Genomic DNA, 22,992 nt, shown 5'->3' with positions numbered 1-22,992 from the left:
AAAACCTTCCAAAGTAATCGAAAAATTTAAGGATAATCAACATGGCAGCTAAAGAAGTAAAATTTGGCAATGACGCTCGCGTAAAAATGCTGGCGGGCGTAAATGTTCTGGCTAACGCAGTAAAAGTGACTCTGGGCCCTAAAGGCCGCAACGTTGTTCTGGAAAAGAGCTTCGGTGCACCACTGATCACCAAAGACGGTGTTTCAGTCGCCAAAGAGATTGAACTGGAAGACAAGTTTGAAAACATGGGCGCGCAAATGGTTAAGGAAGTTGCTTCCAAGGCCAACGACGCTGCCGGTGACGGTACCACTACCGCCACAGTACTGGCCCAGGCTATCGTGACCGAAGGTCTGAAAGCCGTTGCCGCCGGTATGAACCCAATGGATCTGAAGCGCGGTATCGACAAGGCTGTAATCGCCGCCGTTGCCGAGCTGAAAGCCCTGTCTCAGGATTGCTCCGACTCCAAGTCTATCGCTCAGGTAGGTACCATCTCTGCCAACTCTGATGAGTCTATCGGTGAAATCATCGCCACCGCGATGGAAAAAGTGGGCAAAGAAGGCGTGATCACAGTTGAAGAAGGTCAGGCGCTGGAAAACGAACTGGACGTAGTTGAAGGTATGCAGTTCGACCGCGGTTACCTGTCTCCTTACTTCATCAACAAGGCTGAAACCGGCTCTGTTGAACTGGACAACCCATTCATCCTGCTGGTTGACAAGAAGATCTCCAACATCCGTGAGCTGCTGCCTATCCTCGAAGGTCTGGCCAAGACAGGCAAGCCACTGCTGATTGTTGCCGAAGACGTTGAAGGCGAAGCCCTGGCGACTCTGGTTGTCAACAACATGCGCGGTATCGTTAAAGTGGCTGCCGTTAAGGCGCCTGGTTTCGGTGATCGTCGCAAGGCCATGCTGCAGGATATCGCTATCCTGACCGGTGGTACTGTTATCGCCGAAGAGATTGGCCTGGAGCTGGAAAAAGCCACTCTGGAAGACCTGGGTACCGCCAAGCGCGTGGTTATCACCAAAGACAACACCACCATCATAGATGGCAGCGGTGAAGAGTCTCAAATTCAAGCCCGTGTTGCCCAGATCAAGCAGCAGGTTGAAGAATCGACTTCAGATTACGATAAAGAAAAACTGCAAGAGCGTATGGCCAAGCTGGCCGGCGGTGTTGCGGTAATCAAAGTCGGTGCCGCTACCGAAGTAGAAATGAAAGAGAAGAAAGCCCGCGTTGAAGATGCGCTGCACGCTACCCGCGCCGCTGTTGAAGAAGGTGTGGTTCCTGGGGGCGGTGTTGCCCTGGTTCGCGTTGCCTCCAAGATTGGTGAGCTGGACGTGAGCAACGAAGATCAGAAGCACGGTGTGGTTATCGCCCTGCGCGCCATGGAAGCCCCACTGCGCCAGATCGCCACCAACGCAGGTGAAGAAGCCTCTGTTGTTGCCAACAACGTTAAGAACGGCAGCGGTAACTATGGTTACAACGCCGGCAACGACACTTACGGCGACATGCTGGAAATGGGTATCCTGGACCCAACCAAGGTTACTCGTTCTGCGCTGCAGTTCGCGGCCTCTGTAGCCGGTCTAATGATCACCACCGAAGCCATGGTAGCCGAGCTGCCAAAGGAAGAGGCTGCGCCTGATATGGGCGGTATGGGTGGTATGGGCGGAATGGGCGGCATGATGTAAATTTTACGGGCCTAAATCTGTGATAGCTGTGTTGCTTCACCACTCGTTTAGTTCACTAAACGTCGCGGTAAAGCGCCTTGCTCTAACAAGATTTATCCCACGTAAAATACTCTGCTGGTCTTAAGCCTAACAGCCTGAACCAAAAGAATAAAAGCCCCGATACTTAACCGTATCGGGGCTTTTGTTTAAGGTGAGTGAGCAGAGTTATTTCGCCGCATGCTTGTAAGGTGTCAGTAGACAGCTAAACGTCGTGGCAAGATGCCTTGCTCTAAAATGCTTTTTCCTGCGTAAGATACATCGCTGGTCTAAAAGCTCAAAAGCTTAGAACTAAAAAGAAAGCCCCGATGCCAAAAGGTATCGGGCTTTAATTGTGGATATCACTATTTAGTTGATGATTATTGCCATTGCAAACTTTTGTATATGGATCACGGTGACGAGTACAAGTAGTCCCTGTTAGTTTGATGGTTGTCATCATTCTGTCAGGGGCGATACACATATATCTTGTATTTGGCCTATAAGAATTAGTTTAATTCAAAATAATGGAGAGTCGATTTGTAGTTAATTGTTTATTTAAGTACTAATAAATAATTTTATGGAATAACCTGTTTTTTTTGTTGCGGGTAGTTTAAGTCTTCGTGGAATATTGGTAGTATTTGAATTACATTGTAAATTTATCTACGTGATGCCTAAGATGCTAGTTCGACTTTTTTTCTGCTTTCTTCTTATTGTTAGTTCTTTCAGCGCATCGTCTGAGGATATAGTCACTAATGATTTAGTTCAAGAGTATATTAATAAGGTTGGGTTAGAAAAAGCCATTGCTCAACTATTTGTTGTTGGGATCCCAACTGATTATAAAAATTCAGCTGCTGCTAATGATTTTGATGAGTTAATCTCTGATATCAATGTTGGAGGGATAATGTTGAATGGCTATAATTTACCCTACACAGAATTGAAAAAGGAAGAAAGAAATACAGCATTTGAATTAGCTTCATCACTAATTAGATTGATTAAGCAATATGACGTTGGGGATGAAAATTATCCACTTTTAATGTATGCAGACTTTGAGAGTTATGCATTCTCTTCTATTAAATACCCCATTATTCCTCCTCCCAGTCCACTGGTATTGGCTAGCACAGGAGATACAAAGTACTCATACTATGCAGGAAAGGTTGCTGGAGACCAGTTGAGGCAATTGGGGGTAAACGTTATTTTAGGTCCTGTACTTGATTTAGATAAAAGCAATCAAGGAAATCCCAATTTTGCTATTGCGACTAGAGCTTTTTCTGATAATAACAAGTTGATAGTTTCTTATGCTGCTGCATTTTTAGAAGGAGTGAATGACACCGGGATTTCTCCATTTGCTAAGCATTTTCCTACTTATGGTGCAGTATTTACGAATGCACATAAGGAATCGTCTGTTTATACTGGTGCAATAGGGCAGTTGGAGCAAGATTTATATAACTTTAGAGCTTTATCTAGTTATTTTGATGGTGTTATGACATCTCACCTTGTGGTGAAGGCTATAAATGAATCAAAACCATCAACGTTTAACAGGGAACTTATAGATAAGTATTTGTCAGGTAATGAAGATTTTAATGAGAAGATAATTATTACTGATGATTTGTCCAATATGGAGTCATCAAAAGAGTATATAAAAAAGAGATATAGGAAATTTAGTTACAGTAAGTCGGCATTAAATGCATTTAAATCAGGCCATGATATCCTTCTGTTCTCACATATTACCAGCGGTAAAGGTCGAAAACATAGTGACTTTGATTTGTCCCAACTTAAATTGAGTATATCTGATATTAAGCGTTTGATCGAAGATGATGCTATTTATATGAACCAATTTAAAAATAGTCTTAGGAAAATTTTTAAGTTGAAATCTAAACATGTAAACTCTCGCGTTTCTAATAAATTAGACTTTGATTCTGTTCAATTGTTTGAAAATGAAAGTGATTTTAAAAGTTTGAATGAATTTTATATGAAGACTTTTGACTCGGCTATTATAAGGCTAAGTAAAGGTGATGTGGTAAATTTAACGAATATTAATCAAGACTCAAGGGTAGTATTTGTGGGTAGTGAGGATGCAATAAGTCATTACAAGAAGTACTTAGATGGTGAGTATCAGGGGCATTATATAGAAGTTCAGAGCAATTACAAAAGCTCTAAGTCGTTTGCATCTGCAAAAAAAGAAATTTTAAAGATTACTAATAGTGCTGACGTGGTTGTATTTATTGCTGAGACTACTGATCATATTAACTTGATAGATAATGTAAGGTTGAATATCGCAAATGGTTTAGATAAATTTATAGTATTTTTACATGCATCTCCCCATTTGATTAATTATGATCTGCTGAATTCGGTTATGATATATGGTAACTTTTCAAAAAATCCAGTTTCATACCTTTCTGATGTTAAGACTCTTCGAGGTGATATAGTTCCAAAGGAAATAAATTATTTACCTCTTAGTATTGCAAGTGGTTCTATACATGATTCCAATAACACTAAAGAACCAATTGTAGGTGGTTATATTTCTGAAGAGGTTATTGTATTCAATACTCGATATGAACGGGAGTTGTATGATAAAATTGGAAAGATTTTGAATGAAAATTCTCAATTGAAAATCCAGAACGAGTCGCTGCAGAAAGGTAATGAGATATATACAAAAATAAATAAAAGTTCAATGACGTTTTCTGTTGTTTGGTTAATCTTGGCTAGTTTTATTGTTACTATTGTGATTGTTTGTAAAATAGGTCAAGATGATTGTTGGAAATCAATAAAGAAGTTTTTTTCCTTGTTAAAGGATGACCGGTGTATCAAAGGAGTTTTTATTCATAAGATTTTAGTTGTTTTTGTTTTATTTGCTTTGATATATCCATCAGTTGGTTTTTTTAAGGTTGTTATTGCTTCAGTTAGTGAGCTTTTCCCTCCAATAAAACCATTTTTGCAGTATGTGTTGCCACCTTCAGAGGGTAATCCCAATAGCAAACTTACTCACGATAACTCTGTATCTAACAAGTGATTAATAAAGTATGAGGGTGGTATATGATTTATTATCAGACCTGTTTTAATAAGCAAAAAACTTAAATTGAAATTAGAGAGAATGATGAATAAATTTTGCGACAGTATGTGCTTTTTGTCGAAATCTGATGTAGTAAGAATATCCATGTTAATATTTATCCATAAAGCTGTCCATGTATCTGAGTATTTGTATAACTGCCAGTTGCCCAGTAGTCCCAGTTTTAAATTCTATTTATATGAGCGTTTCAGTTAAGTCTCTGGCTAACAGGAAAATCGAGCCACAATGTAGAACAATCACTTAATCCTCTTTCTTTCTTCGTTCAAACACTCTTGGCTGATTTGAGAACACTGAAGTTAAAAGATATCTTTGAGTTGTAGATGTTTGATGAATTTCACAAAATGAGATATTAAAGCCGTACTAGCCCTACTCAGGGTTCAAATTATTTCAACAACTTATGCCATATTACCCAAGCACTTCTCTGTTTGTCCATCGATTTGCAGTCTCTATATCAATATGCAACATCACATGCAGATGATTACTCACTTTGGAAAGCGCAGTCACATCAATTACAAAAGCCTCTATTTCAAGCAATAATGATTCAACCCAACGACGGCGACGGTCATAATTTTTTGCCCGATCAAGCATTATCACAAAAAGGTTCGTCGTACTAATCGGTAACAACAATGATAGTAAGACGTGTCTTCAAAGCTGGTTTTGTCAGGCGAGGGCGCGGCATAATCACCTCCTTGTTAAATGCTTAAAAAAAGAGTAGAAGGGCGCTAACTACTTAATAGTTAAAGTTGGCTGGTTCATTTTTTTATTATATTTGTTGCGCTATTTGTTGTTGATTTGTTATTATTTGTTTTGCTATCAATTCTTGATATGTGACTTTGATATAGCATCATTGCTTTAATGATAATGTGTTTGGAGCTTCAAAATTGGATAAAGTACCTTCTGGAAAAAAAGTACTTAGGGCTGGAGAGCACCTAATTGATGATAGTACATATCTTCCTGGCGGAGAGAGTAAACTGGATGAGGCTTTTAAAGTTTTATCTTACTGGCGATTTAGCTATGAAAAACCGTTAGAGAATGCTCTCGTAAAGATAAAGTCAGAGGTCAATAAGATAGATCCTAGTGCAATATTTGCCAAAAGATTAAAAAGATTCCCGTCTATAGTTTTAAAGCTAAGACGTTTTCCTAAGATGAACTTAAAAAACATGCAAGATATAGGAGGATGTAGAGTTATTCTTGCAAATGAAAAAAGAGTAAATCAAGTGTCAAGAAGCCTGAGGAAAATGCCAGAGTTTAGATGGGATGATGGATTTAAAATTAAAAATTATATTGAGTACCCTAAACCAGATGGTTATAGAAGCTTTCATATTGTAGGTAAGTTTAAAGATCAAGATGGTAATGACAAAAGAATAGAAGTTCAATTAAGGACAAGGATTCAACATTATTGGGCAACAGCTCTTGAGATAATTGATCTATTTACAAAACAGTCACTTAAAACAAATCAAGGCGAAGAACTTTGGAAAGAGTTTTTTTTCAATGTAAGCCAACAGTTTCAAATAATGGATAATATTCCTATATTTGATAAGTTATCAGAGAAGGATAAAAAAATACAATATTTGTCTAGGTTGTTGAAAGATAATGATTCAGCTAGTTCTGTTTTGACTGTATGCGATACTGCGAGGGAACTAGGTGTTATTAGCAAGCTCAAAGCTTTTGCTAGGTCATTAAAAGTAATAGGTGATGAACTTGAAACAATTGGAAATGATCGGTATGTCTTACTTGAGATAGATGTTGTAAAAAGCTCCGTAGCTTATACTTTGTTTGATAATAGTGAGTCAGAGGATGCTCAGAATAAATATACAGAGTTAGAAAAAAAGTTTTCAGATAGAAGAACAAATATAGTTGTTGCACTTGTTTATGCAAATGCTGTTGGTGGTATTAAGGAGGCATATCCAAACTTTTTTGCTGATTCGACAAGATTTAGTGAACATTTGTCTTTAATAACAGAAGCTGAGAGTCTGTTTAGGCGAAATTTCTTGAGAAAAGTTTTAGATAAAGCTAACTTGGCCGGTCTATACTCGACAGAATAGCAAGGTCAAACAGAGTTTGGACGGTCATTAATTTGTACTAATTAGCTATTCCAAATAGATAACTACCCAACGATATGGGTTATAATCGATAAGTTGATTCCGTTAGAGGGCTAATTATGTGTACGCTGGGCATCTAGAGCACATGTGCGAGAAAACATACGGCCACAAGATTTTGGCAAGGTATAGTATAATTAATGGCAGTTATTTAAATTATTTTACCCGTCTGTGATCTACATTTAATAACAGCTATTTTTAGTCTGACGCTTAGATTTTAAAATATTAAAAAGGTTTCAGGGATTTTTATGGCTTGGATTTGTGGCGTTGTTGAATACAGGTAAGCGAAACAGAGTGAGGACATCCACAACTTTTGTGAGGTTTGGCTGTCCTCGAAATCTATTTTTTACTTACTTCAATAGGTGTTCATATTTTTCAGGAAGCAGGGCGAACTCTCCCCATCCAGCCTTCTCGATGGATAGTCCAATCCCACTTTCTTTAATAGTTCCATAAACTAGAAGCACTCTACCTTTCGAATTATCGTCGATTCCTTTCTCTTGCTGCTTCTCATCAGTAAGTTTGAAGTAAAGGTCTTTGTATTCTTGGTTGCTGTACTTTAGCTGTGTCATTCTAATATTTTGAGGTGTGGGTCCTGCATTGAATGATCTAACAATTTCTCCATAATAAAACCTAGGTTTGTCAGTTGGTCCTTCTACAGTTTTGATATCTCTAATTATATCCTGCAATTGAACAGCGTGCTTAGCCCCATTGAAGTAAAAGTAGCGGTGCAGATTTTCGTCAAAATTCTTTGTGATACTTCTAACTGTGGTAAATTTGCTTGGTAGTTTAAAGTTCTCACCTTTATGGCGGCCAATCGGTACATTTACCATAGGGCCATCAATATCCTCGTTTTTATCATGATCGAAAATCTTCCTTTTTAACTCTGGAGCTTCTGGCCTATCCTTTATGAAGCTTTCAACAATCACAAGCTCTTCGTCTTGAATAGCCTTTTTGGCTTCTTCTTCATTTAGATACTTCTTGCCTTCTGCTCTTTTCGTTCGTAATCCGCAATCAGTTTGATGTTTTCTAGAATGGGCAAAGTAAGCTGATCTTCCATCATCAGCGCGATCTCTATCTTTGGGTGACTTGAAGAGAGGGGCATAGCATTCAGGACAGAAGATATGGCCGTGCATACGCAATTCGTATTCAGTAATGAGTATTTTTAGGGCATTAACTTTAAGGACTGCTTTGTCACCATCTACAAAGCTCCATCCATTCATGTAAAGGGCGTATTTTATCCTGTTATCCATTGCGCTAGGCTCTCTTTGTTTTAAGTTTTAGTGTTTATTATGTTTTTTGCTTTGGTCAACTTATACCGTCGCTACTAGAAAAGTGCGGGCACCCACAACTCTCCAGTAACTGCAATCTGGGTGTTAATCCTTACATACATAGCTACCGCTGGGCGAACTTATGATTTAAACGCTCACCTTCATCAAAAAACATTTTAAAACAACATTAAAGCTAACAGTTTGGTGGCAGCTAAACCTTGGGGAAGGTCAAAAAATACATCCATATTCTGCAATAGCGTCAAATTGGAGGGGTAAATGAGAAGGGGTTACTTAAGTGAAAGCCTGCCTTACTGCATACTGTGCTGCGCATCTTTCCTGATTTACATTGTTATCTTGATTACTGTTTGTTAATTACATTGTTCTTGTTATAGCGCCTTTTACCTGCTCCGGGTGAGAGCGGTTGCCATCCCTGATTGTTATTCGCACTTTAGCTTGCGCTTAAGTATTGCTTTTAGTTGATTTTTTGTTAAAAGCCTAGCCAATCCTACAGTATTGCTGCGGTGAAAAACAAGCTTTACCGCATGGGGTTTTGTTGTGCGGTTTGGCTTAAGTAACTTGTTTGAGTTGCTTGCTTGAGTTGCCCGTTTAGGTTGGTCGCTTGAGCTAGCGGCCTCAATGAATGGTTTTGCTGACCTGTTAACTGGCAAAAAAGTGGCTGGCGGGGAGCGGCAATGATTTTTAGTGAAAAGTGAACGGTTTTAACCGGATTCTGAGGATGTTGCAGCAGTTGCTGCTGGATTGAGATGTTAGTATCGGTTGCTTGAATCTGTTCTGTTGCTGCGGCGGTTTTTTGTGGCTGTTGCTGTATAGGGCTTTGGAAGTCGTAGAGAAAGTTATCGGGATTGTGTAGTGAAAGGAAAAGTCGTTTCGTATGTCTCATCTAAAAAATTTGGCTTTATCAATGGGGATGATGGTGAAAGCTATTTTCTGCATATTTCGGCCCTGGTGAACAGGAGTGATGAGGCTAAGCTGGTTAAGAATGTGCTGGTCGAGTTTGACCCTACGCCAACCCCCAAGGGATTGTCTGCCAAGCAGATCCGTATTCCTGAGGTCTATATAAGCGAGCGACTGCTGAATTTCTTCACCTCCAAGGGCAGCAATCCCAAGCATGGTGACGCCGCGTTGCGCTTGCCTATTTCGACCCGTTTTTTCAAGGACCCGGCCAAGGGGCGCCAATATATAGAGCAACTGGCTAAGCAGTGTGGCTGTAATGCCGTGCTCGGGCTCGAGTTTGAAAAGAAGACCTTCTCCGAAGGCAACTATCGCTTTACCGGCCATGCTTTCAAGGGGGAGTTGGCCTTGGTCACTGAAAAGCAGCCCTGTGACACCAAAGAGATGGCCCTTGCTGCCGAGCGGCAGTTGCAGCAAAGAATACAGGCGGCTGAGCAGGCCTTTGGGCCGATACAAGAGGCTGAGCTTAAGGCCAGACAGAGCCAGCTTTCCGGTTGCCTCGGCAGCGCCGTTGCCGTGCTTGCTGTGGTGGCAATCCTGCCCGCGGCGATTATCGCCGGTATCGCCGGTCTGTTCCCGCAGTAACAGACAAGGTGATTTCAGCGCCTTGAAAGTGTAACAAACTACACTTTTAAGGCATTTTCGGCTGGAATGGATGAAAAAGTGTATTTAACTACACTTTTTCATTGGACTCGCTAAATCAGCCTTTCAGTGAACTGGCACTCTTGGCAATTGAGAGTGTAAGTCTCGGCCCGCTTTTGTACTCGGGTGTTTTTACTTTGGCACTGAGGGCAGCTTTGTTTCATCGGGGTATTCTTGCTGCACTGGTGGCATTTGATGTAGTAGCCAAACTTGCCGTACATAGGAATGTAGTTGCTCGGTTCACCACAATGTTTGCAACTTAACCTTGTTGTTAATGCTGCAGCATGGGGCTGGGCTTGGTAGTCTGCAGCGCGGCTTTCCTGTATCTGTGTATGCCTTTCTTCTACTTCTGCTTGGACTTGCGTCGTAATTGTACTGGTTGATGTTTCAACGTTGGCTAGGGGAGTGCCGGTTTCTTGCTGAGAGGGGCTACTGATATCCTGCGCTATCAAGAAGTCGCAAATTGATTTGAGTTCATCTTGGCTGAAATCGGGCCGGGTATCGCTGAAGTTTACCAAGCGCATAAAACTGCTTTTGAGGTTCATCACCTCATTGAGTTTGTCGACCAAAAACTCCGTTTTGACCAGCTTTTGTGAGATCTCGCTGGGCATAGTGTCACGGTTGATAATGGCGTCGCTCGAGACGGCGCAGAGATGATCCCAGACGCGTAGCTTAAAGCCCTGCTGTTTGATACCCAGTAATTTCCCGAGAATTTCTCGTTTGTGATGGGTCAGGAGTTGCAGCAACAGCGCCTGTTGCAGTTCCACCTGCTTCAGTGGCGAGGCTATGCCAAACCACTGGTTTTGGTGGCTACGGGTCCATTCGCCCTGTTGGTTGACGTTGACGCGGCCCTTAATACTCTTGGATTCAATTAACACGAAGCCGTAGGTATAGATGATCAGGTGATCTATCTGGGCGGTTTCGCCGTTAAAGTTGAACTTAAAGTCGTTGATGACCATGACCTGTGGATGGTCTTTGAAGGCACGACGCAAAAAGAAGGCGACGTCCTGTTCCTGCTTTTGCCCGGCATAGGCTTGGGGAGACTGCGTAACTTGGAGTGATTTACTTTTTAGAATCATTTATCAACTGCATCCATTCACTGCTCAATAATGAGCAACTTGATAATGGCCCAGTGTATCTTATTTGGCCTGAGTGCCAAAGTGTCTGTAATTGAAGTTGAGTGCAGCACTGGTGATTGAGCGTGCTTGGTTTTTCATCGACTTCAATCAATAATGCGGCCTTTCGTTTTCCCGCAGGGGTGCGGTTATTTGGCCGGCGTTTGAGTTGCCGGGATAAAACTATTTGTAGGGATACAAAATATGAATCAAGAGCTTGGCCCGATTTTGTTTATTGTGGTGCTGCTGACGCTGACTCTAAATAGCTGTTCCAAATAGTAGATCACAGGAAGGGAACTCAGTCCTGTTTGAGCGATCAGATCTATCGCCAAACAAACCCACCACTCGCCGAGGACTGAGAATGGCTATCTTAGCACCACTATGCCGCGCTGAGCGCAAGCGCATGCAAAAATTGATTCAAAAAACCAACGATAAGCACTTTGCCAGGCGTCTTATTGCGATGTTGATGTTGCATCAAGGGCTGCCGGTTACCCAAGTTCAGCACATCACCGGCGCAGCCCGCTCCAGCATAGGCCGATGGTTGGGCTGGTACACCCAATGTGGCATCGATGGACTGAAATCAGAGAAGCCGGGGCGGCCAACCATCTTGCCTATTAACCCGATATTGCTCTGTCTGTCACTGCTTATCCAGCTTTGTCCGGAAGACTTTGGTTACCAGCGTAGCCGCTGGAGCAGTGAGCTGCTTGCCAAGGTGATTAATGCACAGCTTAAGCTATGCGTAGCTGCATCAACCATTCGCCGCCTGTTACCCGAAGCAGGCATAGTCTGGCGCCGCTCAGCCCCGACGTTGCGCATTAAAGACCCATACAAAGCTGAGAAAATTGCCGCTATAAATCAGGCACTTGAACAGTGCAGTGCTGAGCACCCGGTATTCTATGAAGATGAAGTAGACATCGACCTCAACCCCAAAATCGGGGCGGACTGGATGCCCAAAGGGCAGCAAAAACGTGTTGTCACCCCGGGTAACAACCGCAAGCACTACTTGGCAGGAGCGCTACATACCAAGACAGGAAAAGTGCTTTATGTGAGCAGCGCCAGCAAGGCATCGGAGCTGTTTATTGCGGTGCTGGAAAAGCTCAAACGACATTACCGCAAAGCCAAAACTATCACGCTAATTCTGGATAATTACATCATTCACAAGAGCCGTAAAACACTGGCTTGGCTCAAGAGCAACCCCAAGTTCAGGTTGTTGTTTCAACCGGTATACTCACCTTGGGTCAACAAGATAGAGCGCTTATGGTTGGCACTACATGAAACGGTAACCCGTAATCACAGTTGCCGAAACATGCGGGAACTTCTTGGTAAGGTATGGCATTTTATGGAAACCGTTTCGCCTTTTCCCGGCAACGGACATGGCATCGCGAAAATGTAGCAGTATTCGGATCAGCTATTTAGGGGTTATGTGGCTGGTTGAGACGCGGCGTAAGCCGACCATGATGCAGGGCTGGTTGGATAAGCAGGGCAGCGAGCGCTTGTTTACCTACTGGGATGCGCCCAGCGCGGCAATTTATGCAGAAGGCGAACCACGGCACTATCGGCGTTTGCTTGAGGCTTGGCAAGGGTTGACACCGCTTGAGGCCTGGTTTCAACATAACCTCAGCCGTATCGGGGTAACGCCTGTGGGATCCACTGTGGGCAGTGCCAAGCGTTGGTGTCTTAGGGCCTGGCAGAAACAGCAGGACCCGGCGGCGGCCTATTATCTGGGGATGATGCAACTGATGGGGCTGGGAGGCAAACCCGAATACCGCTCGGCGCTTGAGCTGTTGACCGCGGCGGAGCAGGGCGGCATTGCCAACGCCATTACCGCCCGCGGGCTGATGTTGCTGCGAGAACCCGCCAATGGCGAAGATTGGCCGATTGAGCCTCCCGAGCAGCAGCGCTTTGCCGAGGCAGTCGCCTGTTTCCGGCAGGGGCTTGAACATGGAGATAAGCTGGCGGCCTTGAATCTGGGCTACTGTTTGGAGCATGGCATAGGCATAGCGGCCGATACCGAGGCTGCCATCGACAGTTATCTGATAGCGGCAAGACAAGGTGAGCCCGGTGCCCAGTATCGTTTGTCCATGCTGTTTGCAGCCAGAGGTGATTTGGCCGAGGCCTATGTTGGGGCCCGTGTTGCCAGCCAGTGCTCCGAATCTGATATTGCCGTGGCGCGCAGCCGCAATATTGAGGCCATGCTGGAGCAGAGCCAGCGCCATCCGGCCCGTCAGAAGGCGGCGTTGTTTACCCTTGAAATCGTGGCGCCGCGAATGCAGGCATTGGCCAAGAATATGGATTTGCTCAAGGTGGCGTAACTGATAGCCAACTAAGCGGACTCAACTGACTGGTCTAAATGAGAGGGGCTAGGTGAGAGGGGCTAGATGAGTGAGTCGCAGTGACAGATAGGAAGCAGGCCCGAGCGCCAATCCCGGCTCCCGGCCTGTTCCTTTACCTAAGCTTTAGTCGAGCGGAATAAACTTTTCGCCTTTAAAGCTTCTTCGCGGATTGCCCCGCTGCAGTTCCCAGTGTTGTTGCCAACGCTGTTGCTCTTCCCGGTTCATCTGCTCTTGCTTCAGCGCCTCCAGCTTTTGAAACAGCAAGGCCGTTGCCAGGCGTTTGTTGGCATGTTGGCTGCGCTCGGTTTCAACCCGCACCGACAGGCCGCTGGCGATATGGGTCGCGCGGATGGCCGAGTCTGTGGTGTTCACGTGCTGCCCTCCGGCGCCCGAGGCTCGGCAGGCCTGAAAGTGGATTTGCTTATCCAGAGCCTTGTCATTGACCTCAAACATCTGGCCGCTGAAGAACCAGTTTTTGCGTTTGTGCCCGGGCCTGAAGCGGCTTTGGCAGCTCCAGAGCATGGCTCCCTGCCAAGCCAGCGCCAAGTGCTTGGCCCGGGCTTCATCATTGGCACTGAGTTGCAGCAAGACCGACTTGAAGCAGGCGACGCCGGTTTTAGCGTTTGCCTGAGTCACCTCCAACAACTCGCAGCCTATGCCTTGCGCCTGACACTCCCGCTCTATGGTTTGCACCGCCAGGGCCACAGCGCGGCAGCATTCAATCGGGCCGGTTCCGGCCGACAGTTGCAGCAGTATCATCAGCAGCACTCCCCGTTGGTTTTGAAGGTCAGCACAGGGCGCAGCCTGGCAACAACCTCAATCAAACCGGCATCGACCATATCGCCAACCACAGTCGCACATTTTTTGTAGGCCTGGGGCGCTTCGTCATACAGCAGTGTCTTGTTACCGCAGATCACCCGGCTTCCCAGGGCGGTGAGGTAGAGATCTTCACGGCTGAACTTGTGCGCCAGGCGGCCCTGACACTCGCCGCGCTGCCATTTCCTCCCGGCACCATGAGCCAGGGAAAACAGGCTGATGTCGGCGGCATCGCCCGCAGCGGCGCAGGGTTTCACCAGATAGCTGTAGTCGCCGCGGGATCCCGGGATCACCACATAACCCTTATCGCTCGGGGTGGCGCCTTTTCGGTGCAGCCAGCCTTGGGTTCCGTTTATGCACTTGGGGGATACCAGATTGTGGTTCACATCCAACACCAAGCTGCCAGAGCTGTTGATCGCTTCCAGGAAGCGACAGGCTATCAGCTCGCGGTTCAACTCGGCCCAGCGTAGCGCCTCATCGTGTTTGGCCAGATAGTCGCTGAACTCGCTATCTTCCGGACTCAGGCCTTGGTGGCTGTGGCGGCGGATATGTTCCTGCAAAATTGCCTGCCCCAGGCCTCTGGAACCTGAATGCACCAGCAGTTGCAGATAGCGGCTGTCCAGCCCCAGCTCTTGCAGCGCCGCCTGGTCATAGACAGTTTCTATCGCCTGAAACTCGGCAAAATGGTTACCGGCACCTATGGTGCCCAGCGCCTGGTCAAAGCCTGTGATGGCTATGCCTTTTTCCCGCTTGCGCTCGGCAATTGTTTGCGCCCAGGTTTCATCCAGAGGCTGTTCTATCTGTTTGAACTTGTTCGCCATCTTATCCAGCTTCACCTTGGATAGCTTCAGCGAGCTCTGCCACAGTGACATGCCGCAGCCAATGTCGTTGCCGACCAAGGCAGGATAGATTCTGTTGACGGCAAAAAACGCCGCACCAATGGGATAGCCTCTGCCGGGATGCAGATCCGGCATTCCTGCCACGTGCTGCATACAGGTCAATTCAGAGGTTTTTATCAGTTGTTGTATTGCCAGCCCTTCTACCCAGGTTTCTTTGGATGCAATCAGGCTGACGCTTTCAGTAAGTTTTTGGACGGATCTGCCCATAGACCAATTCCTTTAAACAGGATTTAAACGATAAACGTATTGGCAGGCCAGTTGACCGAAGCGATAGCTTTACTTGAAAGCTATGAAATCAGTGGATAGCTTTCTGCTATTTAGCGGACAAGACCTGCAAAGGAGGTTGATGTGTTTTGCATGATGTTTTCTCCTCTACAGTGAATGAATGGTGAGCGATGCGGGCGCATGGTAATCAGTTTGCCACCATAAGGCAAATATAAATTCAATCACTTAACTTTATTTGCCGCCGAGCACCCATGGCAAGTGCGCCAGGTTGGGATTGCGGCCGGGGCAGCCGACCGCAGAAAGAGGCTACTGTTTCAGGCCATGATTTAAAGTCATGATTTAACGCCATGATTTGAAACCACACCAAGAAGCCGAGATAGAACTTTCACTTGCCGGGTTAAGGCAGCGGTTGGCGGGGCTTGGCTTTATCGCTTTTGCTGTGTGCCAGTTCAAGCACTTGTTCAAAGTCCAGACCATTAATCTTTTGCCCTATCAGGCCGAAGTCCATCTGGCCGTTGCGATCCGAGTGGTTCAGCGCTGCCAATGGGGTGTCGAACTCGGCCAGTTGGATTGCCAACAAGGCCATGACAAATTCCTGCTTGTCATGGGAGTTCAGCTGCGCCATGAGTCTGATGACATCCTGTTGGGTCGACTCTGCACTGCTGCCGTCGAAGACTATGGTGTTGGGGGTAGTGCTGCAGGCCATCAGGCCGGTCAAAACGATAGCAATTATTATATTCTTCATGAGCTAACTTCCGTTTTTTCGGTGTTCTACTTCCGTGCTGGCTTGTGATCGCCCTGTGGCATTCTCTCGAAGCGCCGCTGGTCTGGGGTACAGTTCCGGCCAACAACAGTGTCAAGGGCACAGGCTCGGCAGAAGCGAATAATAAATTAAACCGCGACTCTAACAGTTTGAGATCAAAATTTTTTGAGTCGAGTCAAACAATTGACATATAAGGAAAAGGTTTGATTTTTGTGAGGTGTCCCTGTTGCAACAGCCCTGGCCGCCCCTCTTCCTTGAGTCAATCTTTACAAACAGGTTACAGAATACCTCACCCTAAATAGGGCGACAAGTCATAGTGATCATTTATCCAACTTACCCAGATTGCAATCTTCACAAAGTATTTGCATGTTATTAATGTCCAGCGCTTTGTGCGGGTACTTGCTGCGGGGCAAAATATGGTCAACATGCAGCACTATATTGTGTTCGGCTTTAGTGCGATTGCACTCTACACATTTGTGCTCGTGAGTTTGCAGCACTTGATATCTGAGTGCCAGCCAGGCTCTGGATTGATAAAAGTTATCTATGGTTTTGGGCTCGAACTCGCTGAGCTGCTCCGGATGCTCAAAGGCGCGGTGGCCGAGTTCGGGGGAAAAGAAGCTGGCCTGAATATCGGCCTTGTCCTGATGCTTGCTGAGCCATTTCCAAATGCCGCGCAGGGCACCTTGCTCACTCTTGTAACGCCGGGTTCTTATGCTGTCTCCAGTGCGAAAAGTGACTTGGATTTCCAGTTCCATGGGCTTTTCTCTCCTGAGGGCAGGCTCTTGGTGCCTGCCGGTATTGAGGCTTAGTTGAGTTCGTCCAACTGTTTGAGGATCTGCGTTTGTTTTTTGGAGAGCTTGATGACCTTCAACGCCTCCCAGAGGGCGATGGCCGAGCCTATGGCGATCAGCAGATAGCAGTTGATGGGGTTATTGAGCGCCGGGGCGAAGGCATCACCTTCGGCGACAACCAGGCCATAGAGTGCCAGGCCTATAAGCAACATACCGGGGGCCCCAAGCAGTTGAGTGATTACCAAAGAGCGCTTGACCTGGGCCAGTTCAGCTTGCAGTTGAGTCTTCATAATGCCTCCTTTGAAGGGAAGGTATAACGCCGGCTGCGACAGCAGAGAAACGGCATTTCGGCGGTTATGCTCTGCTATAGCTGAATCTGCCCTGTTGCAAGCGGGAACTCAAGTGATATTTACCCGCTTGTCGTTTGAGTCTGCCTTTGAACTAATCCGGCAGCACTATGACTCCCAAGGGTTCCAGCAGTTGCTCCTGCTGCCAGGCACAGATCTTGACCCCTTCGAGGTTGACCCGTCTGGGATCGAGCCCATCCAGATCGGCAAAAGTCAGGTCACAGCCCCGCAGGTTTACCTGTTGCCAGCAGTCGCGGGAGAAGGTGCCGCGGCTGAGGTCGGAGCCCATCAAGGAAGCGCCGCTGAGGTTGGCATTGCTCCAGTTGTTTTCAAACAGCTCGCACTTTTCCAGGCATTGGCCGCTCAAATTGGCATAGGCCAGGTTACAGCCTGAGATATAAGCCGAGCAGAAGTACATCTTATGGCTGATTTGATTGTAAAAACGGGCCCGGGAAAAATTGGCGCCTTTGAGATCGCACTCCCTGAACTCTATGCCAAAGCAGTTGGCACCGCTGAAATTGGCCAAAGACAGGCGGCAGGCCTTGAAACTGGCATCGCGCAGATCGGCATAGCTGAAGTGGCACCCTTCGACGGCGCCGCTTTCAATGAAACTGCAATCCTCGAAACTGGCATCCCTTAGCTGGCAATGGCTGAAGTCACACTGATAAAAGCGGCAGCGGCGAAAACGGCTGTCACTCAAATCCTGGCGTGAGAAATCCTCTTGCTGAAAAACTTTATCAATAATATCCATACGGCTTCCTTTAACCAGGGAGGGCGCTAACTCTCTTTGCTAGCTCTGCCTATGCAGACAAGCAGGGGTTTTGTTGGCGCCTTCCCAAAAACCTTTGCAGGCTAACATCGGCACTCTGGAATATCACTAAAAATAAAACCTTTAAAATCATGGTTTTGAGAAGTGCTTAAATCGCGATTTTAAGGGGGTAAATCGACATTTTGAGAGCCTTTAAGTGTGTTCCATGCCCAAGGCGTCGTGAAAAATAATTTAAGCCCTTTACGGGCTGCTGACATGGCTTGCTGAATGCCAGGACTCTCGTTTCGAACAGTTTTGTTAAAAAGCATATTAATACAATAGCTTACCAAGCATTGAAACCCGGGTTTGTATATTGAGCCGCCTTTGACAACACTTAATAGATACTGTTGTCTCGGGGGATAGTTATGCGCTTGCTGCTTCCGCTATTGCTCTATTGTTGCAGCGTTCAGGCTGCCGTGGGGCTTGGTCAACTCAGATATCTCACGGAAGAGTATCCACCCTATAACTTCAGCCTGGATAATGGGGAAGTATCCGGATTTGCCACCGATGTGCTGCGGGCCGTTTGGCGGCGGACAGGTACAGAGCCCCAGACCATAGAACTTCTGCCCTGGGCCCGTGGTTACTATATGTTGGGGAGTCGCGATAACGTGGTGCTGTTTTCCACAACCCGTACTCAGGTGAGGGAACCGCTGTTTCAATGGGCCTGCAGCCTTGGCACCCTGGAGCTGAATCTCTATGCGCTCAAGCGCTCAGCGCCTGCGCTGACCGAGTTGGAGGATGCCAAGCATTTGCTGGTGGCAACCGTCAGGGAAGATGTCGGCGAGCAGTTGCTGCTGAGCCAGGGTTTCGATCCGGCTTTTTTGGTACGTACCAGTAGCCTGGAGCAGGCAGTCAAGGTGCTCAACAGCGGCCGGGCCAGCTTGCTGTCCAGCAATAGGTTAACTTTACTCAGCACTCTGAGACGCGGGGGCTACGACCCCGAGATAATGCAACCCTTGGTCAAGGTGAGTCACAGGCCCTTGTGCTTTGCCTTCAGTGCCAAGGTGCCGCCTGAACTGGTAATGCGCTTTCAAGCTAATTTGGAGCAGGTGTTGAACTCTGAAGAGGGCAAAAGTCTCAGAAAACAGTACTTTCACGGCGAGACCTTACTGAGCCTGCCCTAAGGAAGGTGCAAACAAATACCATGTGTGCTCTGCATCGGCTTATAAGTCTGGATGCAAGGCTGTAAGCCGCAAATGGCCTTAGTCCTTTGCAAGAAGCACTTCCCTAAGAATGTGAGTTGCTTTGAAGACCCCTTTGCCAAGCTGAGGTAGACTGCAATTCTGTATTTGCAACGGAGTTGTTATGCAAGTTGTCAGCTTTACCGCCATAGGCCACGCCGAAACCCAGTACACAGAACTGGCCAACATGCCGATTCAGGGCAGCAAGGTCGCCGATAATCAAGGGGTTTTGGTGATCCATCCCGACTATGCCGAAGGGCTGGCGGACCTTGATGGTTTTTCCCATGTTTATGTGCTGTTTCATCTGCATCAATGCAAGCAGGGAGCGCTCAAGGTTAAACCTTTTCTCGATAACCAACTGCGCGGTGTATTTGCTACCCGTTCGCCCAAGCGCCCCAACCCCATAGGCCTGTCGATACTGGAAATCGACCGGCTGGAGGGCAATCGCATTCATGTTAAGGGAATCGATATGCTCAACGGCACCCCCATCATAGATATCAAGCCTTATATTCAGGCATTTGACTGTGTGCAGAATACCCGTGATGGTTGGTACGAGCAGGGCAAAGATCCGCTGCAAACCCTCTCTGACGACAGATTTGCCTGAAGTTATTAGAGCGCACGCTTTTATCGTTCGGCATACTTAATAATGGCTGTGGTTAACATAAAAAATACTTAATTGTCTCGATTTCATTCCATTTGTAACCAAATGATTTCAATTGTGGCAAAAATTGTTGTTTTTATTGAAGTGGTAGTTTGTTGACTATATATTGCCCCCGCTTTTTATGGGGGTTATATGAAACAAACAATGGTAATTTTGCTGCTTACGGCAGCTTTGTCCGCCTGTGGTGGCGGTGGCGGCGATGATTCGCCTGCTCAGAAGACCAACGACAAGACAATTCACCAAGGGCTCAAGGTGCAGGATCTGCAGCTGAGCTACAGTGCCAATCAAAGGTTGCAAGTCAGTGTGCAGGGTAAGGTGGGGCAGCTCAGCTATCAGTTGAACGAGCCGAATACTGATATCCTGCTGTTGCAGGACAACCAACTCTATATACAAAACGCCGGTGAAACCGGTGTCACAGTCAAAGACAGTGGCAACGCCACCACGCTGGGAACCGAAAGCCAATTTATGGTGAAAGTACTGCCGGCTGCCCGCGGCCCTTTGCTGGTCAACGATCTGCTGCTGAAACCCGGAGAGGCAGGCAAGCTGAGCATCAGTGGCGTCAAAGGAACCTTGAACTACCAACTGCCTGAATCCCAGTCCAATGTTTCCTTGAATGCCGGTAACGGTGAAGTGAAAGCCTTTGTGCCGGGTGAAGTGACTCTGCAGGTCAGTGATGATGGTGGTCGTAATTATCAGGCCGCCGAGGCGCAACTGAAGATTATTGTTTCCCAGCCCGATGGCGAATTTGCCAAGGTATTACCGCTGGCGCCCAAGCCCTTCGTTGAGGGAGCGCAGCTACAACCTATGCTGCAAGGCGAGCCCTTACCCGAAAGCTGGTTCCGCGTTGCCGATGGTGCGGCGCAGGATGTGGTGCAGTTGAACCCCCGCACCGGGGCCATGGCTATTATGCATGCCGGCAAGACACGTATCGAACTGATACAGCCGGGTCGTTATAGCGGAGAGGCCGCCAATGTGCAGGGCTTTGATGTGACCATCAACCAGGCACAAAATACGGAATTGGCGCTGGAGCAGCAAGAGTGGGCTTATGCGCCTTATGCCGAAGTGTCTTTGCTGGCGCGCGGTAACAAGGGCCAGGTCAGTTACCAGCTGTTGGCCGGTGATGATGTTGTCACACTGGAGTCGGCCAATGGTGATTTGAAACTCTTGGGTGCCGGTAGCGCCAGTATCCGCGTGCAAGACAGTGGCGATCGTGACTACGGTGCAGCAGAGATCACTTTGCCTTTGACCATACTCAAGGGGACTAGTCAGCAGTTGTCTGTGGCCGATATCTATCACAGCTTTTCCAACGACAGACTGTGCCTACAAGTTCAGCAGGCCAGAGGCAAGCTCGAATATGCCCTGTCTCCTGGGGCTGCCACCGATGTCATCAGTCTGCAGCAAGATGGTTGCTTCGATATGCTCAAGGCCGGTGAGGTGAGTGTAACCGTGACTGACTCGGGCGATGATAATTATCATCCTGCCAAAGCGCAGGCTAATATTCAGATAAGCAAGGCATTGAATACCGAGTTGAAGGCGCAGGCGCTGAATTTTGCCAAGGCTGAGGATCAGTTGTTGGCTCCATTGGTTACAGGTGCCAAAGGCCCGTTGAGCTACAGTTTTGACGCTGGGGTTACTGCATTGAAGCAGGAGGCCGATGGCAGTATCCGCGTGGTGGGTTCCGGTTATGCCGTGGTTAAGGTACATGATGCCGGGAATGACCAATACCAGGCTGCAGAAACCAGTTTCACCGTCAATGTCGGTGCTATGGATGGCACTCTCAGAGTTGAGCCGGTCACGACTGTGTTTGCGCCAGGTAAGTTGGTACCAGTCAATTTCAGTGGCGTGCTGGGGCAGCTTAGCGGTGGTTTGAGCGCTGGTTCCGCCAATGATGTGGCCGAGTTGAATCTCGCCACCGGGCAGATAAAGGTGCTCAATGCGGGGATTACCTATTTCACTGTGACCGACAGCGGCGATGCAACACATAGAGATCGCAGTGTCAGTCTGCGGGTCACTGTCACTAAGGCTCCGGCGAAAATGCTCAGCTTCAGCCAGTCGCAGTTGCTGACCGAATATGGTCAGGCACAGCTCTTGCCTCCGACTCTTGATGGTGTCGTGTCTGGCAGTAGCATCAAGTATTTGCCGGAGCCCTACGGCCAGGATGTGGTTGATCTGAATTCGGTATCGGGCAGTATGCAGGTGAAAAACGCCGGTTCACTCAAGGTCACGGCCACCGCTTCACATCGCAACTATGAAGATGCCATCGCCAGTTTTGATGTGAAGGTGAGTCCTGCCCCCTATCCCGGTGATTATCCCCAAGTGGAGAAGGATGAACAGCCGGCCTTCTTCCCGGGTATTAGTGTTGAAAGTGGTCGGGTTAAAGCGCCCTATGGCAAGGTGACCCATGAGATCACTCAGGTCTACAATCCCAAAGAGATGGCTATAACGGCAGATGATAAGTTGCTCTTGGTGGCCCTGCCTGAGTCACATCCTATCTCTATGTCGGTGACAGATGATGGTGGCCGTAACTATCTGCCGGGAACCCTGACTTACAGTGTATTTTTGCAAAATCCACAACCGGGTTCAGGTGAGGAGCAGCAACTGAGTTTCAATGGCGCCGAATTGAGTGTCAGCTCTCCGGCAACAGTTGCCAATGGTGATGAAGACAAGAGTTATTTCCTGCTGCAGGAATTCAATAAACGCGCCAAAGCCGTGGAAGGCAAAGACTATAGCCTGTTGTCAGTTCGGGTGAAAAACGACAAAGGTCAGGTAGGTTTGGCTACTCTGAGAGCCAGTCGCAGTGGCAAGTGTGCCGATGGTTCGTTGGCTGGCGGCGCTATCGAAAAACCTTTGCTGAAGTTTGCCAGTTGTCCGGCTCAGGTGACTTTGAGTCTGCACCCGGAAGATGGCTATAACGGCAGTCTGCCGGCGGGCCATTATAGCGCGGCTGAACCTTTGATTTTGGTTCACTATGCACCGGCCTATGAGCCAGGTGCCGTGGTAGCCGCAAACAACAACAGTCCTCGCGCATGGTGGTTAATCCAAGTGGATCTGACGCTCTGATAGTGTCTCATCTGAAGTAAAGAGCAGCGCCCCGGCGCTGCTCTTTGTTTTTATTGAGATAAGTTCCGAAGGGAAAACCTCAAAGCCGTAGGTTACAAGTTTGTATCAGTGCTGAGAACCAAGGTCGCCCTACCCAGAGAAACCTGTCATTGTCGGCTTCGCTTTGCCTGTTGGTTTTTTGGCGAATCATCCATCTTTTGTGTTGATTGATAATTGTATAAATTTTGTTTCTTCCCTATTGACTCGCA

Annotated in this window: 18 protein-coding genes and 1 pseudogene; 9 read left to right on the top strand and 10 right to left on the bottom strand. The window is 47.1% G+C overall.

What is annotated here, in order from left to right; genetic code table 11:
* The first annotated feature begins 41 nt into the window (after window positions 1–41).
* Complete coding sequence (gene groL / locus ACWAU4_RS18850) at window positions 42–1,682, top strand: chaperonin GroEL (RefSeq protein WP_028780602.1); 1,641 nt, start codon at window positions 42–44, stop codon at window positions 1,680–1,682.
* Between the two features lie 691 nt (window positions 1,683–2,373).
* A complete protein-coding gene (locus ACWAU4_RS18845; RefSeq protein WP_208125127.1) occupies window positions 2,374–4,707 on the top strand; it encodes a glycoside hydrolase family 3 protein in 2,334 nt (777 codons plus the stop codon).
* Between the two features lie 442 nt (window positions 4,708–5,149).
* Here the strand turns inward: ACWAU4_RS18845 and ACWAU4_RS18840 are convergent.
* Window positions 5,150–5,443, bottom strand: a pseudogene (locus ACWAU4_RS18840) (transposase); the annotation flags it as partial.
* 202 nt (window positions 5,444–5,645) lie between these two features.
* Here ACWAU4_RS18840 and ACWAU4_RS18835 point away from each other — a divergent pair.
* Complete coding sequence (locus tag ACWAU4_RS18835; RefSeq protein WP_208125126.1) at window positions 5,646–6,809, top strand: RelA/SpoT domain-containing protein; 1,164 nt, start codon at window positions 5,646–5,648, stop codon at window positions 6,807–6,809.
* A gap of 404 nt (window positions 6,810–7,213) precedes the next feature.
* Here ACWAU4_RS18835 and ACWAU4_RS18830 read toward each other — a convergent pair whose 3' ends face one another.
* Entirely contained in the window at window positions 7,214–8,113 is a 900-nt protein-coding gene (locus ACWAU4_RS18830) for a hypothetical protein (RefSeq protein WP_208125125.1), read from the bottom strand.
* Window positions 8,114–8,666: 553 nt separating this feature from the next.
* Entirely contained in the window at window positions 8,667–9,032 is a 366-nt protein-coding gene (locus tag ACWAU4_RS18825) for a hypothetical protein (RefSeq protein ID WP_208125124.1), read from the bottom strand.
* Here ACWAU4_RS18825 and ACWAU4_RS18820 point away from each other — a divergent pair.
* Window positions 9,002–9,688, top strand: coding sequence for a cold-shock protein (locus ACWAU4_RS18820; protein WP_208125123.1), 687 nt, complete (start codon window positions 9,002–9,004; stop codon window positions 9,686–9,688). The two genes, ACWAU4_RS18825 and ACWAU4_RS18820, sit on opposite strands and share 31 nt — an antisense overlap.
* A 110-nt stretch (window positions 9,689–9,798) precedes the next feature.
* Here ACWAU4_RS18820 and ACWAU4_RS18815 read toward each other — a convergent pair whose 3' ends face one another.
* Complete coding sequence (locus ACWAU4_RS18815) at window positions 9,799–10,824, bottom strand: nuclease-related domain-containing protein (RefSeq protein ID WP_208125122.1); 1,026 nt, start codon at window positions 10,822–10,824, stop codon at window positions 9,799–9,801.
* 397 nt (window positions 10,825–11,221) lie between these two features.
* On the opposite strand from ACWAU4_RS18815, the gene ACWAU4_RS18810 reads away from it, so the two are divergent.
* Window positions 11,222–12,253, top strand: coding sequence for an IS630-like element ISSen5 family transposase (locus tag ACWAU4_RS18810; RefSeq protein WP_208124907.1), 1,032 nt, complete (start codon window positions 11,222–11,224; stop codon window positions 12,251–12,253).
* Complete coding sequence (locus ACWAU4_RS18805) at window positions 12,234–13,172, top strand: tetratricopeptide repeat protein (RefSeq protein ID WP_208125121.1); 939 nt, start codon at window positions 12,234–12,236, stop codon at window positions 13,170–13,172. Before ACWAU4_RS18810 ends, ACWAU4_RS18805 begins: the two co-directional genes overlap by 20 nt.
* 144 nt (window positions 13,173–13,316) lie before the next feature.
* Here the strand turns inward: ACWAU4_RS18805 and prfH are convergent, their stop codons facing one another.
* The 6 genes from prfH to ACWAU4_RS18775 form a co-directional block, all read right to left on the bottom strand.
* On the bottom strand, window positions 13,317–13,952 hold the full coding sequence (gene prfH, locus ACWAU4_RS18800) for a peptide chain release factor H (protein WP_025888020.1): 636 nt from the start codon (window positions 13,950–13,952) through the stop codon (window positions 13,317–13,319).
* Complete coding sequence (locus tag ACWAU4_RS18795) at window positions 13,952–15,115, bottom strand: RNA ligase RtcB family protein (protein WP_208125120.1); 1,164 nt, start codon at window positions 15,113–15,115, stop codon at window positions 13,952–13,954. The genes prfH and ACWAU4_RS18795 overlap by 1 nt, the downstream gene beginning before the upstream one ends.
* Before the next feature lie 415 nt (window positions 15,116–15,530).
* Window positions 15,531–15,878, bottom strand: a complete 348-nt coding sequence (locus ACWAU4_RS18790; protein ID WP_025011793.1) for a hypothetical protein — start codon at window positions 15,876–15,878, stop codon at window positions 15,531–15,533.
* A 338-nt stretch (window positions 15,879–16,216) separates the two neighbouring features.
* Entirely contained in the window at window positions 16,217–16,651 is a 435-nt protein-coding gene (locus ACWAU4_RS18785; protein WP_020442396.1) for an HNH endonuclease, read from the bottom strand.
* A 50-nt stretch (window positions 16,652–16,701) separates the two neighbouring features.
* Entirely contained in the window at window positions 16,702–16,977 is a 276-nt protein-coding gene (locus ACWAU4_RS18780; RefSeq protein ID WP_045283442.1) for a hypothetical protein, read from the bottom strand.
* Window positions 16,978–17,128: 151 nt separating this feature from the next.
* Window positions 17,129–17,785: a quinolone resistance pentapeptide repeat protein QnrA3 gene (locus ACWAU4_RS18775; protein WP_024266192.1), complete on the bottom strand. Its 657-nt coding sequence runs from the start codon at window positions 17,783–17,785 to the stop codon at window positions 17,129–17,131.
* A gap of 422 nt (window positions 17,786–18,207) precedes the next feature.
* Here ACWAU4_RS18775 and ACWAU4_RS18770 point away from each other — a divergent pair, with 422 nt between their 5' ends.
* The 3 genes from ACWAU4_RS18770 to ACWAU4_RS18760 all read left to right on the top strand — a co-directional run bounded on the left by ACWAU4_RS18770 (window position 18,208) and on the right by ACWAU4_RS18760 (window position 22,744).
* A complete protein-coding gene (locus tag ACWAU4_RS18770) occupies window positions 18,208–18,966 on the top strand; it encodes a substrate-binding periplasmic protein (protein ID WP_208125119.1) in 759 nt (252 codons plus the stop codon).
* A gap of 181 nt (window positions 18,967–19,147) precedes the next feature.
* On the top strand, window positions 19,148–19,627 hold the full coding sequence (gene tsaA, locus ACWAU4_RS18765) for a tRNA (N6-threonylcarbamoyladenosine(37)-N6)-methyltransferase TrmO (protein WP_020442393.1): 480 nt from the start codon (window positions 19,148–19,150) through the stop codon (window positions 19,625–19,627).
* Window positions 19,628–19,816: 189 nt separating this feature from the next.
* Window positions 19,817–22,744, top strand: coding sequence for a putative periplasmic lipoprotein (locus ACWAU4_RS18760; RefSeq protein WP_208125118.1), 2,928 nt, complete (start codon window positions 19,817–19,819; stop codon window positions 22,742–22,744).
* The last annotated feature ends 248 nt before the right edge of the window (window positions 22,745–22,992 follow it).

This window comes from Shewanella sp. FeAMO (assembly GCF_053653955.1).
This window is presented reverse-complemented; position numbering and strand designations above follow the sequence as displayed.